This window comes from Neisseria sp. Marseille-Q1983 (assembly GCF_018224585.1).
In the GTDB taxonomy this organism is placed as follows: domain Bacteria; phylum Pseudomonadota; class Gammaproteobacteria; order Burkholderiales; family Neisseriaceae; genus Neisseria; species Neisseria polysaccharea.
In genome coordinates, this window is record NZ_JAGTUI010000001.1 from 85720 (window position 1) to 100935 (window position 15216).

Below are 15216 nucleotides of genomic sequence, written 5' to 3' on the forward strand. Positions count from 1 at the left end.
GCCCTGGCTTCGCCCAGCTCTCCGGCGATGCGCCTGGCTTCGCCCAGCTCTCCGGCGGTTCGCCCTGGCTTCGCCCAGCTCTCCGGTGATGCGCCCTGGCTTCGCCCAGCTCTGGCGGTTCGCCCTGGCTTTGGCTCAAGTTTCCGAAGCTGAAAGCTTTGCGGGGGACTAGCCCCCCGCGCCCCCCAGTCTCACTTGCGACGCCGCGGGAGCAGGGGGACGGCGCAAAAAGCGCGCGCCTTACCACCTGCTCTGCGGCAGCAGTGTATTTTTTCGGCAGGGCGGCAAGGGGTATCCAAAAAGATTCGTAAAGGCAAAAACCCGCCTTTACAAATCTTTCTGGACGTCCTCCCCCTGCCTTGGCAAAGATTACTGAAGCCCGACGGTGCTGCGCCTGCTAGACTTCACGAGATACTGTGCGAATGCAGAAAAAGGCGGCAACCGCCCATGCAAGGGCGAGGAGCATGTACCTCAGCCTTTCGGCTATGGTGCATGCGTTCTCGAAGCTGAACGCGAACTGTCGGCTTGAATCAAGCACCGTGATCGTGAACGTGACGGGGGCGGGACACTGTGCGGAATCTTGAAAGATTCCGGATTTCTCAAACTCAACGTTTACGGTCTCATTCGGGAGCTGCGGATCGGGATCTGCTGACGGCTCCGGAAGCTGGTCGCATGCCAGGATTTTCGGGAAGAAACGGCACAGAAGACCGCCGTCTTGTCCGTCCTTTCCGTCCCTGCCGTTTGCCGGTGATGTGCCCGGAACAAAAGGCGTGCCGGGACTTGTGCCGGGCTGCAAGTTTGGATCGGGATTTGTGTCCGGTGCAGGTTCGGGATTGGGGCGCGTGCCGGGGTTATCGTTTGGGTTTGGGTTGTTTGATGGGTTCGTTGACGGTGATGTATCAGGCAACGGGCGGACATTGGGAGCTTCCGCACTTCCGGGAGTTAGGTCAGGGCGCGGAGTTACCTGAACATCCACCGTATTGTTGCCTTGAGCGTCCCTGCCGAATGTTGCGACAACTTGAACGGGGTTCCCATTTCTATCCGTAACAGGTCCCATATTCACTTTTGTTCCGGGTGCGACTTCGATATCTTGCTTGTATCCCGGGAAACCTGTTGCTTTGATGTATCTGTCGGGATTGGCATCGACTTTTGCCGCTAAAATCTGTTCCAGATTTTGTGCGGCCATTTCTTCCTTATATTTTTGATTTAGTCTTAAAGAAAATGAAATACCTGACCTATAATCATCTCCCTGATGAACTGAACAATCTCCGCCGTTCCAGTTGAATTCACAATGACTAAAAACAAATTTATTCCAAAATGAATCTCTTCTTTTCTTTTCTCTTTCCCAAAACAGACGGGCCAATGACTCCATGCGCGACTCCATCAATTCCTTAACTTCCCGATTTGATGTATCTCCGCTGTAATATTTAGCCATTATTGAGCTGTCAACGCCATAACAAGAATCATATACCAGCTGCTCATTGGGATAATTTCCCACCCTGTACCAAATGCAATTTTGAGCTGGATAGTATTTTAAAAATTTGTCGGTTTCGGGATCGTATTGATAACCTTGAGACTGAATGTCCTCTTTAAAGGTTTCGTAAATGTCATATGCTAAAAGGGCGGTTCCGACATAGGGAACCGCTCTCTTGCCCAGTTTTGCGCCTTGGCGGACTAATGCGCCAACGCCTGCCAAGACTCCGGCGCGGGAGACAGTTGTTTTAACGGTTGCTGCAACTTTAGAAGATGAAAATGCCCCAGTATTAACATGTCTAACACGCAAATCTTGTGCATCGAATGTCGCATACTGACTTGTATTTCTATCAAAAACGCCCTGCCAAACTCTACCATGTTGATAGGGGGTACTATTATTAATTCCCCTAATGCCTAAATATCTACCATCATCATAGACTTCAACTCGTTCAAAACGCGCAACAGGGCCCTCAGCAAAGGCTTTAACTGATATAAATAGACTACAACATAGGATAATCTTTAAAAAACTTAGTTCTTGGATGCGATACATAACATTTAGCTTCATCTAATTTAATTAGCAAAGTTGAAGCATCAGAGAACTGAATTTCTATAAAATCTCTATCATATCTGTGGAAGAAATTCCTAAAAATATCAAAAGAAAAAGGAGCTTTAAAAACACCTTTTCTCATCAATTCCCTGTAATAAATCAACGCTTGAGGTAAGTCCCTATAAATATGTGAACCAATTTGAAACTGAATTAAATGGTATTCTGAAATAAACATAATCCTAACTTTCGTAACAGTTACAGAAATTAGGAATTTTAAAACACGTCATATAAATATCAAAGCAACAGACAAAGCAAGAAAAAACCCGAGAAGAAACCAAAAATCAATAATCATCAATCAGTCCCAACCTTGACCATGTCTTTTAAAAAATTAATTATCAGCCTGAAACCGTAAATGACTACAAACAGAATTAGAACGGTCGAACCTACATAAGAACCCTGTTTTATCTGCTCAAAATTGGAACATTTCGGATAAGACAACATGACCGGATTTCCGTTCAAAATCCATTTATCGCCCACCCTTTCCGGCCTGATGATTTTTCCGTCCTGGGTAACGGTAGGGGGAAGGGACGACAATAAATAGTCGTCTGCCTGCAATCTTGTATCAAAACAATTTATGCCGACACGATAGCCCATTCACGCGCCCCTCTTTCTTCACTGCCGTTATTTGACAGATTTAATCATGCTCCAAGCCATTTTGAAGCCTTGGATTGCAAGAATCACGGTAATTGCCGCCATACCCACAGCGGAAACCATTGCCACGAAACCCATGATTACGGTTGCAACTTGCTGACCAATTGCGGCCGCATCAAAGGTATCTGCCATAACAATAGCCGGTGTGAAGATACCGGCTGCCAACAATGCTTTTACAGCATATTTTTTAACGATGTTCATCGCTTTTTTTCCTTTTTTTGATGTTTAAAGTAAGACGACTTCTTGACTTGCTTCATCCGGGCGAAGTCTTTCCCGAATCTTGTTTTTAGCCGATAAAATAGAGAATGGCGAAAAGAAAAAGAAACATACAGACCACCCAGCCTATAATTAGTGTTGCAAGGTTCATTTTCATGATGTTTTTCCTTTGTTGCGGGCTTTATGAAAGGTTGACAGACCGCCCGCCGAGCCTGTTTTACTTTTATTCCGATTTAACGAAAAACTGAAATATTTGGAATCCTCCGCCTATTTCATTTATGCCCGAATTTAACGCATCTTCGTAACTTTCAAATTGGCCTGCGGATTTAATATTTTGAGTAAACCCCACATCACCGAAAGGATCGGGATAAATAAAGTCATGCGTTTCCAAGTCTTGAACTATGAAACGTTCTTCAAATTTCATAAATCAACCTTTCGGCTTTTCGGCCACCTGAAAATCAATTAATGAAGGAACCATGCCTTTACCTGTCGAAGTCATTTCAACCGTTACCATAACTTCGCACGGGTATTTGAGATTCTCCAATTTTGAGAAATTCTTACTGTCACCGAATTTCATTTGAGCTGCCGTAAATCCGACAGCATTTCCCGACTGTGCCGGTAAAGGTGTTGCAACCAATACGGAACAAGTGTCGATGTTAGAGCCATCAATTTCGCCTTTGAATTTTTTGGCTCCCAAAAAAGTTGCAGGATAAGTTACAGTTTGAGTTTGATTAAACATATTCATTTTTCCTTTTTAAGTTAAATTTGATTTGCATGAAGATCATACATTCTGTCGAGACAAAGCTGATATTGCCTCTCACTTTCTGCATCGTGATGTGGATCGAAAAGCCTTCTATCCGGATCGAATTTATCTGATTGCTTAAATTTGATAATTCCGAGTTCTTCCAATTCAATTTCTAAATCTACATCCGGTTGTTCGTGTATAAAGCCGAATTTCAAAGATTCCTTCAATCCGGCCAACGAATATTTTTCAGGTTCTAGCCCTTTGGGATACCCCAAATCTGCCTTCAGATATCTGACAATTTCATCACTATCAAAACCCATATCAGACATGAAATTAATCAGTTTGCCTACAGCATTTCTTGCATAACGCAATTTATGCTGAAAGGTTAAATTAGCCACTTTTTTACGGTAATCAAACCTTTCGGGATACGGCATATTTTTAAATTTCTGACAAATCGGGAAAGCGCCTGAAAAATAAGAACCTTGATTTATCAGAATATCCAAAGGTATTTCCATGTCTCCGTGATTAAACTGAATTTCGAACCTTACCCATTTGCTTTCTTTATCGCCAAGCTGCCTGCCTTTCTCATAAACGCGGACAAACTTGGAATTTTTTTTGCGTCCGACATAAAAAGTCTTGCCGCTTCCGTCCTCTCTCCGCCAAGCCGTTCCAATCATTTCAGACTTAGGCCTCATGTTGCTGTTGTCAAAAAAACCGTTATCGTGATCCAAAAGTGCCTGTTCCGGCGTGTACTCCCCATCAAAAAAATCAAGTGCCAAATCTACCCGCGTTATCCTCGGCCTTAACGAATCTTCCAAAAACTGCTTAAGCCTCAATTCCCAACCGTGATTTGCAATGTTGCAACCTACACCTTTCAATTCGACTAAAACCGTATTTCGCTGACCTCCATAATGAACTTCGCCATAATCAACTTCTTCCGACCCCAGCCTAAACATCGAATCATAAAATTTATTGCCCTTCGATTTGCATCGGCTTGTTATTCCAAACCCTAATATTTCCTCCAATTTTTTGCTTAAAACAAACATATATTCGGCATCGGAAACTAATGGGCATCCGGAAACTTTCAGCAAGGAATCTTCGTGCAGTGTGAATGACAACCAATCAATAAAAACCCCGTCTTGCTTACCTCTTCGCTGCGGAATTTCTAAAAGCTTTCCCTTTCCGTCCGATATGAAATGGGAAAAATATTCTGCTTCACTCATTTTGTTCAGTACCTTTAGGGTTTTTTTATTTCGCTCCCCCCCTGTTAGTCAGGGGGGGGCTTTCAGCCGTTTCCCGTCTTCCGCGCTAAAGCGCGTACGACGGTCAACGGCCGAAAGCCAAACCCTGACAAATTTTTAAAGATCAAAAAGAAAAACGACAACCGTCTGTCGTGATAATTACCGGATAATCAGAACAAACCAAATCAATATAATCGAACGCCTGATAAAGCCTTGCAACAGTTAATTGGTCAACGAGTTTATGCGGTTCTCCATGTCTGAACTGATAAAAACACACAACACAAGAATCATCTGATTTTTTGAAAATTCTCCAATAAGAACAAGAGAATATTACATTTTCTGCTGACATAAAAAAGCCCCTTTCACTTGGCTGTCAAAGGGGAATGTTAAGAAAAGTAATGCGCCCCTTTGATGGGACGCAATATATAAGGTTTTGTTTTTCATTCTATTGTTTCCAGTATTAAAGAGGCCGTCTGAAAACCTACCGTTTCATTTTTCAGACGGCCTGTTGTTAATAGAACCGAAGAACCTGTTAATGCCGACAAGGTTCTCAACCTGTCTTACCCGACGCGGTAAAATGCAAGGCTGCCCAAAAGGTTGGGGAAATGTTTGACCTGTCTGTTGCCCGTCATCACGGCGCGCTCAAGCACGCGGATGTTGTTTTTGGCGCACAACAAATCAAAGTCTTTGAGCGTGCACCAATGGATATTGGGCGTGTCGTACCAATGGTAGGGCATACGTTCGGAAACCGGCATATGTCCGCCGAGTGCGATTTGGACGCGGTTGCGCCAGTAGCCGAAATTCGGGAAGCTGACGATTGCCTGTTTGGCGACGCGCATCAGGCAGCGCAGGATTTTTTCGGTATTCTGCATCGCTTGGATGGTCTGGCTCAAAACAATCACATCAAAACTTTGATCGTTGAATGCGGTTAAACCTTCTTCCAAATCGGCTTGGATAACATTTACGCCGCGCGACATCGCGGCAATCACGCTGCCGGTGTCGATTTCGATGCCGTAGCCGCTGCATTTTTTGTGTTCGACCAAGGCGGCAAGCAGTTCGCCGTCGCCGCAGCCCAAGTCCAAGACGCGGCTGCCTTCGGGTATACGGTCGTAAATCAGTTGCAAATCATCGCGCAAGTTCATGATCGGCAATCCTTATCCACATTATTCATATAAGCCGCTACGGCGCGCATATAGGCTTCGTCTTCCATTAAAAAGGCATCGTGCCCGTGTGCGGACTTGACTTCGATATACTGCACGGATTTTTGTGCGGCAATCAGTGCCTTGACCAGTTCGTGCGAACGTTCGGGCGCGAAACGCCAGTCGGTGCTGAAGCTGGCGACAAAGAATTTTGCCTGCACATCCTGCACGGCGCGGGTCAGGCTGTTGCCGAAATCCGCCGCCGGATCGAAATAGTCCAAAGCCTTGGTCATCAGTAAATAGGTGTTGGCGTCAAACCGCCCGACGAATTTGTCGCCCTGATAGCGGAGATAGGATTCTACTTCAAATTCAACGCCATAACCGTATTGATAGCCGTCGGAACGCAAATCGCGTCCGAATTTTTTGCCCAAACCGTCTTCGGCAAGATAGGTAATGTGCCCCATCATACGGGCAATCCGCAAACCGCGTGCAGGAACGGTGTTGCGGCTGCGGTAATGTCCTTCGTTGAAATCGGGATCGGTCAAAATCGCCTGACGCGCCACATCGTTGAACGCGATATTTTGCGTGGACAGTTTCGGCGCGGACGCAATCACTAAGGCGTGGCGCACGCGCTCGGGATAGGAAATCGTCCACTGCAAAGCCTGCATACCGCCCAAGCTGCCGCCGACAACCGCCGCCCATTGCCCGATGCCGAGATAGTCGGCAAGCGCGGCTTGGGATTTTACCCAGTCCTTCACTGTAACCACCGGAAAATCCGCGCCGTATTCCCTGCCCGTTTCAGGATTAATCGACAAAGGTCCGCTGCTGCCGTCGCAACCGCCCAGATTGTTCAGCCCGACCACGAAAAAACGTTCCGTATCAATCGGTTTTCCGGGACCGACCATATTGTCCCACCAGCCGGCATATTTATCCTCCGCCGAATACCTGCCTGCAACGTGATGGTTGCCCGACAGCGCGTGGCAGATTAAAACCGCATTGTTTTTTTCGGCATTCAGCTCGCCGTAGGTTTCAATCATCAGATCGAAACGCGGCAAAGTTTTACCGTTTTCCAAAACCAGCGGCATCTCAAACGGAATTTTTTGGGGCGTTACAATGCCCACCGAGGCATTTTGACTCATATCCTGTTCCAACAAATGCGGCGAAAAGCGTTATTATATCGCAAACGGCATGACTTTTTGACACGGTCGGACAAGCAGCCTGACGCGTTTGACCCTCATCCGCCGCACACGAACCATACTTTTTAGACGGCTTCCCGCTTCCCGATATGATAGGCAGACTTTTCCGTATTTTTTTCTTTTTCGCACTTGCCGCGCTGATTATCAACCGCCTCTTCAGCCGCAGGCAGAAACGCGCCCTGCGCGAAGTCGCCAAAATCAGCGCATGGGTACTGCTCGGTGCAGCTGCCGCGACGCTGTTTTGGTATCTGTTTATGCTGTATTTCAAACACATTCTGGATTCGTATTGACGGAAAAAATGCCGTCTGAAACGTATTTTTCTGTTTCAGACGGCATTTTTTGAAAAGGGGCTTGCGGCAGGAGGGACTTTACAACCGAAGCAGGAAGGGCAGGGGGTCAGCGTTGTCGGGCTTTAAAACGCGGATTGCTTTTACAGATGACGTAAACTTTGCCCCTGCGCCTGACGATTTGGCAGTCGCGGTGGCGTTGTTTGGCGGTTTTGAGTGAAGACAGAACCTGCATTATTTGTCCTTTCTAAACGATGACATTACGGATTGGAAACGTTGGTTGAATTTGCTGGCACGGCCTTCAGTATTGACGTTACGCTGTTTGCCGGTATAGACGGGATGTGAGGAAGAGGAAGTATCTAAGGAAAAGAGCGGATATTCTTTGCCGTCTGTCCAAACCATCGTTTTTCCGTGTGTTTCGGCGCAAGAACGAATCAGCCAGCCTTCATTGGCGCTGCTGTCGAAAAAAAGAACGGTTCGATAATTGTCAGGATGAATATTCGGTTTCATATATTGCCTTGCTTAGAGTGTTATAACATAACAAATTCTAGCATAATTTAGAAGGGTTGTACAAGGAAATTTAACTGTTTTGTGATATATTAGAAATTTTCATGATAAATCTGAAAATTTTGAAATTGACTCATGTTTGACGCAACTTTATTATGTTGCCTGAAATATCATATAAAAGATAATAAAAGGTACGCAGCCATGAATTACGCAAAAGAAATCAATGCGTTAAATAACAGCCTTTCTGATTTGAAAGGCGACATCAACGTTTCGTTTGAATTTTTTCCGCCGAAAAACGAGCAAATGGAAACTATGCTGTGGGACTCTATCCACCGTCTGCAAACCCTGCATCCCAAGTTCGTATCCGTAACCTACGGTGCCAACTCCGGCGAACGCGACCGTACACACGGTATTGTCAAACGCATTAAGCAAGAAACCGGCTTGGAAGCAGCCCCACACCTGACCGGTATCGACGCTTCTCCCGACGAATTGCGCCAAATTGCCAAAGATTATTGGGACAGCGGCATCCGCCGAGTTGTCGCCCTGCGCGGAGACGAGCCGGCCGGTTACGAGAAAAAACCGTTTTATGCCGAAGACTTGGTTAAGCTATTACGCTCCGTTGCCGACTTCGACATCTCTGTAGCAGCATACCCCGAAGTACATCCCGAAGCGAAATCCGCACAAGCCGACCTGATTAATCTGAAACGCAAAATCGATGCGGGCGCGAACCACGTCATCACTCAATTTTTCTTTGATGTGGAACGCTACCTGCGCTTCCGCGACCGCTGCGTGATGTTGGGCATTGATGTGGAAATCGTTCCCGGCATCCTGCCTGTTACCAACTTCAAGCAGCTCGGTAAAATGGCGCAGGTTACCAACGTCAAAATCCCAAGCTGGCTGTCGCAAATGTATGAAGGTTTGGACGACGACCAAGGCACGCGCAATCTGGTGGCGGCAAGTATCGCCATCGATATGGTCAAAGTCCTGTCCCGGGAAGGCGTGAAAGATTTCCACTTCTATACGCTTAACCGCAGCGAGCTGACTTACGCCATCTGCCATATTTTAGGTGTGCGCCCTTAAAGCCGAAAACGGCTTCAGACGGCATCCGAGGCCGTCTGAAAAGCAAAACGCCGCCCCATCCGAGCCATTCTGATTTACAATACCGGCCGATTCGGATTGAACCGGTCCTTACAAAATCCAACTGGAGAGTTCAACATGACAACATTACATTTCTCAGGCTTCCCGCGTGTCGGCGCCTTCCGCGAATTGAAATTCGCACAAGAAAAATACTGGCGCAAAGAAATCAGCGAGCAAGAATTGCTGGCTGTTGCTAAAGACTTGCGCGAGAAAAACTGGAAACACGAAGCTGCCGCTAACGCCGATTACGTTGCCGTAGGCGATTTCACTTTCTACGACCACATTCTCGACCTGCAAGTCGCCACCGGCGCGATTCCCGCTCGCTTCGGCTTCGACAGCCAAAACCTGTCTTTGGAACAATTCTTCCAACTGGCGCGCGGCAACAAAGACCAATTCGCCATCGAAATGACCAAATGGTTCGACACCAACTACCACTACCTGGTGCCTGAATTCCACGCCGATACCGAATTCAAAGCGAACGCCAAACATTACGTCCAACAACTGAAAGAAGCCCAAGCCCTCGGCTTGAAAGCCAAACCGACCGTTGTGGGTCCGTTGACTTTCCTGTGGGTTGGTAAAGAAAAAGGCGCCGTTGAATTCGACCGTCTGAGCCTGTTACCTAAACTGTTGCCTGTTTACGTTGAAATCCTGACTGCTTTGGTTGAAGCCGGTGCCGAGTGGATTCAAATCGACGAGCCTGCTTTGACTGTCGATCTGCCTAAAGAATGGGTAGAAGCCTACAAAGACGTTTACGCTACTTTGAGCAAAGTCAACGCCAAAATCCTGTTGGGCACTTACTTCGGTTCTGTTGCCGAACACGCCGCATTGCTGAAAGCCCTGCCTGTTGACGGCCTGCACATCGACTTGGTACGCGCGCCCGAGCAACTGGATGCATTTGCCGACTACGACAAAGTCCTGTCTGCCGGCGTGATTGACGGCCGAAACATCTGGCGCGCCAACCTGAACAAAGTTTTGGAAACTGTCGAGCCTCTGCAAGCCAAACTGGGCGAGCGTTTGTGGATTTCCAGCTCTTGCTCGCTGCTGCACACTCCGTTTGACTTGTCAGTTGAAGAAAAACTGAAAGCCAACAAACCCGACCTGTACTCTTGGTTGGCATTCACACTGCAAAAAACCCAAGAATTGCGCGTTCTGAAAGCCGCATTGAATGAAGGCCGTGATTCTGTTACCGAAGAACTGGCCGCCAGCCAAGCTGCCGCCGACTCCCGTGCCAACAGCGGTGAAATCCACCGTGCAGACGTTGCCAAACGCCTTGCCGATTTGCCTGCCAACGCGGACCAACGCAAATCTCCATTTGCCGACCGTATCAAAGCGCAACAAGCATGGTTGAACCTGCCTCTGCTGCCGACGACCAACATCGGTTCTTTCCCGCAAACTACCGAAATCCGCCAAGCACGCGCAGCCTTCAAAAAAGGCGAACTATCTGCCGCCGATTACGAAGCCGCGATGAAAAAAGAAATCGCCTTGGTGGTTGAAGAGCAAGAAAAACTGGACTTGGACGTACTGGTACACGGCGAAGCCGAGCGTAACGACATGGTCGAATACTTCGGCGAACTGTTGAGCGGTTTTGCATTCACCCAATACGGCTGGGTACAAAGCTACGGTTCTCGCTGCGTTAAACCACCTATCATCTTTGGTGACGTAAGCCGTCCTGAAGCCATGACCGTAGCTTGGTCTACTTACGCACAAAGCCTGACCAAACGCCCGATGAAAGGCATGTTGACCGGCCCTGTAACCATTCTGCAATGGTCTTTTGTCCGCAACGATATTCCTCGCTCTACCGTGTGCAAACAAATCGCACTGGCTCTGAACGACGAAGTATTGGATCTGGAAAAAGCCGGCATTAAAGTCATCCAAATTGACGAACCTGCCATCCGCGAAGGTCTGCCTTTGAAACGTGCCGATTGGGATGCCTACCTGAACTGGGCGGGCGAATCCTTCCGCCTGTCTTCTACCGGTTGCGAAGACAGCACCCAAATCCACACTCATATGTGCTACTCTGAGTTCAACGACATCCTGCCTGCCATCGCCGCTATGGACGCAGACGTCATCACCATCGAAACTTCACGTTCCGATATGGAACTCTTGACTGCGTTCGGCGAATTCAAATACCCGAACGACATCGGTCCAGGTGTTTACGACATCCACAGCCCACGCGTACCGACTGAAGCTGAAGTTGAGCACCTGTTGCGCAAAGCCATCGAGGTTGTTCCGGTTGAGCGTCTGTGGGTGAATCCTGACTGCGGCCTGAAAACCCGTGGCTGGAAAGAAACTCTGGAACAACTCCAAGTGATGATGAACGTAACCCACAAACTGCGTGCCGAACTGGCTAAATAAGCAGGGATAACGTGATTGGATGCCGTCTGAATACTTTACAGACGGCATTTCTGTTTTCAAATGAGCGTAGGGGAGTTTCTAAGAATTTTTCTCAAATAAGACTTGTTTTTTTTAGGCATGGCTTTATATACTGCAAGAAGTTGGTCGAGGTTGGTGATTAATAGTTTTGAATAATTAATATTATTTGAACTATAAATTATACAAATCATTTTGTATGGGGTAGAATGCCCAGCGATTCACAATCATTTCTTAAACCTATCTATTAAGGAGCTCAAAATGGCTTTGCAAGATCGTACCGGTCAAAAAGTACCTTCCGTAGTATTCCGCACCCGCGTCGGCGACACTTGGAAAGATGTGTCTACCGATGATTTGTTCAAAGGCAAAAAAGTAGTCGTATTCTCCCTGCCCGGCGCATTTACTCCAACTTGCTCTTCTTCTCACCTGCCACGTTACAATGAATTGTTCGGCGCGTTCAAAGAAAACGGCGTTGATGCAATCTACTGCGTATCTGTAAACGATACTTTCGTAATGAACGCTTGGGCGGCCGAAGAAGAATCCGACAACATCTACATGATTCCTGACGGCAACGGCGAATTTACCGAAGGCATGGGTATGTTGGTCGGTAAAGAAGACTTGGGCTTCGGCAAACGCTCTTGGCGTTACTCCATGCTGGTTAACGACGGCGTGGTTGAAAAAATGTTCATCGAACCTGAAGAACCGGGCGATCCTTTCAAAGTATCCGATGCAGATACTATGCTGAAATTCGTTGCTCCTGATTGGAAAGCTCAAGAGTCTGTGGCAATTTTCACTAAACCAGGTTGCCAATTCTGCGCTAAAGCCAAACAAGCTTTGCAAGACAAAGGTTTGTCTTACGAAGAAATCGTATTGGGCAAAGATGCAACCGTTACTTCCGTTCGCGCCATTACCGGCAAGATGACTGCTCCTCAAGTCTTCATTGGCGGTAAATACATCGGCGGCAGCGAAGATTTGGAAGCTTACTTGGCTAAAAACTGATAGCTGTTTGCTTAAGGCAGTTTGATTAAACTGTCTAATATACCGGATAGAGTTATTCGGGCGGTTCTACACTACCGCTCCGAATAACTCTATATTTATAAGAAGATTTGGATATTGTTGCACTCAATCGAAATTTTGTTTTTATTTATCTGAATAATGTTTTTGATTGGGAAAATATTTAAATGCCGTCTGAAGCCGATATATTCCGTGTCGGCAGTGTTTCAGACGAAAACGGAAGGACAAAGATTATGAAAAAAATTCAAGCAGATGTCGTCGTAATCGGCGGCGGTACTGCCGGTATGGGCGCGTTCCGCAATGCCCGTTTACATTCGGATAATGTTTACCTGATTGAAAACAATGTGTTCGGCACGACCTGCGCGCGCGTGGGCTGTATGCCTTCCAAACTCTTGATTGCCGCCGCAGAAGCGCGCCACCACGCATTGCATACCGACCCGTTCGGCGTGCATTTGGACAAAGACAGTATCATCGTCAATGGCGAAGAAGTGATGCAGCGCGTTAAATCCGAGCGCGACCGTTTTGTCGGCTTTGTCGTTGCCGATGTGGAAGAATGGCCTGCCGACAAACGCATCATGGGTTCGGCTAAATTTATCGACGAGCATACCGTCCAAATCGACGACCATACCCAAATCACGGCAAAAAGTTTCGTGATTGCTACCGGTTCGCGTCCCGTCATCCTGCCGCAGTGGCAGTCTTTGGGCGACCGTTTGATTATCAACGACGACGTTTTTTCATGGGATACGCTGCCTAAGCGCGTTGCCGTGTTCGGACCGGGTGTTATCGGTTTGGAACTGGGTCAGGCATTGCACCGTTTGGGCGTGAAAGTTGAAATTTTCGGTTTGGGCGGAATTATCGGCGGCATTTCCGACCCCGTCGTTTCAGACGAGGCGAAAGCCGTGTTCGGCGAAGAATTGAAACTGCATTTGGATGCTAAAACCGAGGTCAAACTCGATGCAGACGGCAATGTAGAAGTCCATTGGGAGCAAGACGGCGAAAAAGGCGTATTTGTTGCTGAATATATGCTGGCAGCCGTAGGCCGCCGTCCGAACGTTGACAATATCGGTTTGGAAAATATCAATATCGAAAAAGATGCGCGCGGCGTACCCGTTGCCGATCCGCTGACTATGCAGACCAGTATTCCGCATATCTTTATTGCGGGCGACGCGTCCAACCAACTGCCCCTGCTGCATGAAGCCGCCGACCAAGGCAAGATTGCCGGCGATAACGCAGGCCGCTACCCGAATATCGGCGGCGGTTTGCGCCGCAGCACCATCGGCGTAGTGTTCACCAGTCCGCAAATCGGCTTTGTCGGTTTGAAATACGCGCAGGTTGCCGCGCAATACCAAGCCGACGAATTTGTCATCGGCGAAGTATCGTTCAAAAACCAAGGCCGCAGCCGCGTGATGCTGGTAAACAAAGGCCATATGCGCCTGTATGCCGAAAAAGCCACCGGCCGCTTCATCGGTGCGGAAATCGTAGGCCCTGCCGCCGAACATTTGGCGCACCTGTTGGCTTGGGCACATCAAATGAAGATGACCGTTCCGCAAATGCTGGATATGCCGTTCTACCATCCCGTTATCGAGGAAGGTCTGCGTACCGCGTTGCGCGATGCCGATGCGAAATTGAAAGCCTGACCGATATGGCAAAACAATGCCGTCTGAAATTTTTTCAGACGGCATTTTATTTTTGGGGATGGGGTTGGAGGTCGGATGCTGATACCGTGTCGGGAAGGGGGCAAAACTAAAAATCTTTCTTTTAATCTGCTGTTTTCACGCGTGTTTGTCAAAATCTATCAGTTTGTTTTTAAAATACACTGTTCAAAATGGGATAAAACAGGTAAATTAACGTTTATGTAACCCAGTGTAGCAATGGGTTTACGGTTTTTGAGTCGATATATAACTACAGAGGAATTGACTATGTCTGTCAAACCGCGTCCTGTTTATCTGGATTTGCCGAATATCCGTCTGCCGATACCCGGGATAGTTTCCATCCTTCACCGCATCAGCGGGGTCGGGCTGTTTATTATGCTGCCTTTCCTGCTGTATTTCCTGTCCGGTACCCTGAGTCAAGAGTCTGCATTTGAAACTTACCGTGCCATTGTTTCCCATCCTTTGGTCAAGCTGGTTTTGATCGGTGTATTGTGGGCTTATCTGCACCATTCTCTTGCCGGTATCCGCTTTTTATTTTTGGATGCACACAAAGGCCTTGAGTTGAATACTGCGCGTAATACCGCTAAAGCCGTATTTGCTTCTGCATTGGTTTTGACTGTCGTTTTGGGAGCATTGTTATGGTAGAACGTAAATTGACCGGTGCCCATTACGGTTTGCGCGATTGGGCGATGCAACGTGCGACTGCGGTTATTATGTTGATTTATACCGTTGCACTTTTAGTGGTTCTATTTGCTCTGCCTAAAGAATATTCGGCATGGCAGGCATTTTTCGATCAAGTTTGGGTGAAAGTGTTCACCCAAGTGAGCTTCATCGCCGTATTCTTGCACGCTTGGGTGGGTATCCGCGATTTGTGGATGGACTATATCAAACCCTTCGGCGTGCGTTTGTTTTTGCAGGTTGCCACCATCGTTTGGCTGGTCGGCTGTCTCGTGTATTCAGTTAAAGTGATTTGGGGGTAAG

Annotated in this window: 17 protein-coding genes; 7 read left to right on the plus strand and 10 right to left on the minus strand. The window is 47.5% G+C overall.

Annotated elements, in window-relative coordinates; all coding sequences use genetic code 11:
• Window positions 1-397: 397 nt before the first annotated feature.
• From KEM39_RS00395 to metX, 8 genes are all read right to left on the minus strand, one after another.
• A complete protein-coding gene (locus KEM39_RS00395; protein ID WP_211709454.1) occupies window positions 398-2023 on the minus strand; it encodes an IgG-binding virulence factor TspB family protein in 1626 nt (541 codons plus the stop codon).
• A gap of 348 nt (window positions 2024-2371) precedes the next feature.
• Window positions 2372-2674 (minus strand): hypothetical protein, encoded by a 303-nt coding sequence (locus tag KEM39_RS00400; protein ID WP_211709455.1) that lies wholly within the window; start codon window positions 2672-2674, stop codon window positions 2372-2374.
• 27 nt (window positions 2675-2701) lie between these two features.
• The gene (locus KEM39_RS00405) at window positions 2702-2932 is read right to left on the minus strand and encodes a hypothetical protein (RefSeq protein WP_211709456.1); all 231 of its coding nucleotides are present in this window, start codon (window positions 2930-2932) and stop codon (window positions 2702-2704) included.
• A gap of 238 nt (window positions 2933-3170) precedes the next feature.
• Window positions 3171-3371 carry a hypothetical protein gene (locus KEM39_RS00410; protein ID WP_002212530.1) on the minus strand — a complete coding sequence of 67 codons (201 nt, stop codon included), beginning with the start codon at window positions 3369-3371 and terminating at the stop codon, window positions 3171-3173.
• Window positions 3372-3374: 3 nt separating this feature from the next.
• Window positions 3375-3686: a hypothetical protein gene (locus KEM39_RS00415; protein WP_002212531.1), complete on the minus strand. Its 312-nt coding sequence runs from the start codon at window positions 3684-3686 to the stop codon at window positions 3375-3377.
• 20 nt (window positions 3687-3706) lie between these two features.
• Entirely contained in the window at window positions 3707-4915 is a 1209-nt protein-coding gene (locus KEM39_RS00420; RefSeq protein WP_211709457.1) for a replication initiation factor domain-containing protein, read from the minus strand.
• A gap of 578 nt (window positions 4916-5493) precedes the next feature.
• On the minus strand, window positions 5494-6075 hold the full coding sequence (gene metW / locus KEM39_RS00425) for a methionine biosynthesis protein MetW (RefSeq protein ID WP_115118814.1): 582 nt from the start codon (window positions 6073-6075) through the stop codon (window positions 5494-5496).
• Window positions 6072-7211 (minus strand): homoserine O-succinyltransferase MetX, encoded by a 1140-nt coding sequence (metX, locus tag KEM39_RS00430; RefSeq protein WP_211709458.1) that lies wholly within the window; start codon window positions 7209-7211, stop codon window positions 6072-6074. The genes metW and metX overlap by 4 nt, the downstream gene beginning before the upstream one ends.
• Window positions 7212-7357: 146 nt before the next feature.
• On the opposite strand from metX, the gene KEM39_RS00435 reads away from it, so the two are divergent.
• Window positions 7358-7558: a protein MIGRI gene (locus tag KEM39_RS00435; protein ID WP_211709459.1), complete on the plus strand. Its 201-nt coding sequence runs from the start codon at window positions 7358-7360 to the stop codon at window positions 7556-7558.
• Between the two features lie 106 nt (window positions 7559-7664).
• On the opposite strand, the gene ykgO is transcribed toward KEM39_RS00435, so the two are convergent.
• Together ykgO and KEM39_RS00445 are read right to left on the minus strand one after the other, a co-directional pair.
• Window positions 7665-7790, minus strand: a complete 126-nt coding sequence (ykgO, locus tag KEM39_RS00440; RefSeq protein WP_002213788.1) for a type B 50S ribosomal protein L36 — start codon at window positions 7788-7790, stop codon at window positions 7665-7667.
• On the minus strand, window positions 7790-8065 hold the full coding sequence (locus KEM39_RS00445) for a type B 50S ribosomal protein L31 (RefSeq protein ID WP_019271952.1): 276 nt from the start codon (window positions 8063-8065) through the stop codon (window positions 7790-7792). The genes ykgO and KEM39_RS00445 overlap by 1 nt, the downstream gene beginning before the upstream one ends.
• A 198-nt stretch (window positions 8066-8263) precedes the next feature.
• Between KEM39_RS00445 and metF the strand changes: the two genes are divergently transcribed.
• The 6 genes from metF (at window position 8264) to sdhD (ending at window position 15215) form a co-directional block, all read left to right on the plus strand.
• Window positions 8264-9142 carry a methylenetetrahydrofolate reductase gene (gene metF / locus KEM39_RS00450; protein WP_111727101.1) on the plus strand — a complete coding sequence of 293 codons (879 nt, stop codon included), beginning with the start codon at window positions 8264-8266 and terminating at the stop codon, window positions 9140-9142.
• Between the two features lie 135 nt (window positions 9143-9277).
• On the plus strand, window positions 9278-11554 hold the full coding sequence (metE, locus tag KEM39_RS00455; protein WP_118996925.1) for a 5-methyltetrahydropteroyltriglutamate--homocysteine S-methyltransferase: 2277 nt from the start codon (window positions 9278-9280) through the stop codon (window positions 11552-11554).
• Window positions 11555-11830: 276 nt separating this feature from the next.
• On the plus strand, window positions 11831-12568 hold the full coding sequence (locus KEM39_RS00460; RefSeq protein ID WP_002221128.1) for a redoxin family protein: 738 nt from the start codon (window positions 11831-11833) through the stop codon (window positions 12566-12568).
• Window positions 12569-12816: 248 nt separating this feature from the next.
• Entirely contained in the window at window positions 12817-14220 is a 1404-nt protein-coding gene (locus tag KEM39_RS00465) for a dihydrolipoyl dehydrogenase (protein WP_118996924.1), read from the plus strand.
• Between the two features lie 282 nt (window positions 14221-14502).
• Window positions 14503-14880: a succinate dehydrogenase, cytochrome b556 subunit gene (gene sdhC / locus KEM39_RS00470; RefSeq protein WP_014581112.1), complete on the plus strand. Its 378-nt coding sequence runs from the start codon at window positions 14503-14505 to the stop codon at window positions 14878-14880.
• Window positions 14874-15215, plus strand: a complete 342-nt coding sequence (gene sdhD / locus KEM39_RS00475) for a succinate dehydrogenase, hydrophobic membrane anchor protein (protein ID WP_118996923.1) — start codon at window positions 14874-14876, stop codon at window positions 15213-15215. Before sdhC ends, sdhD begins: the two co-directional genes overlap by 7 nt.
• The last annotated feature ends 1 nt before the right edge of the window (window position 15216 follow it).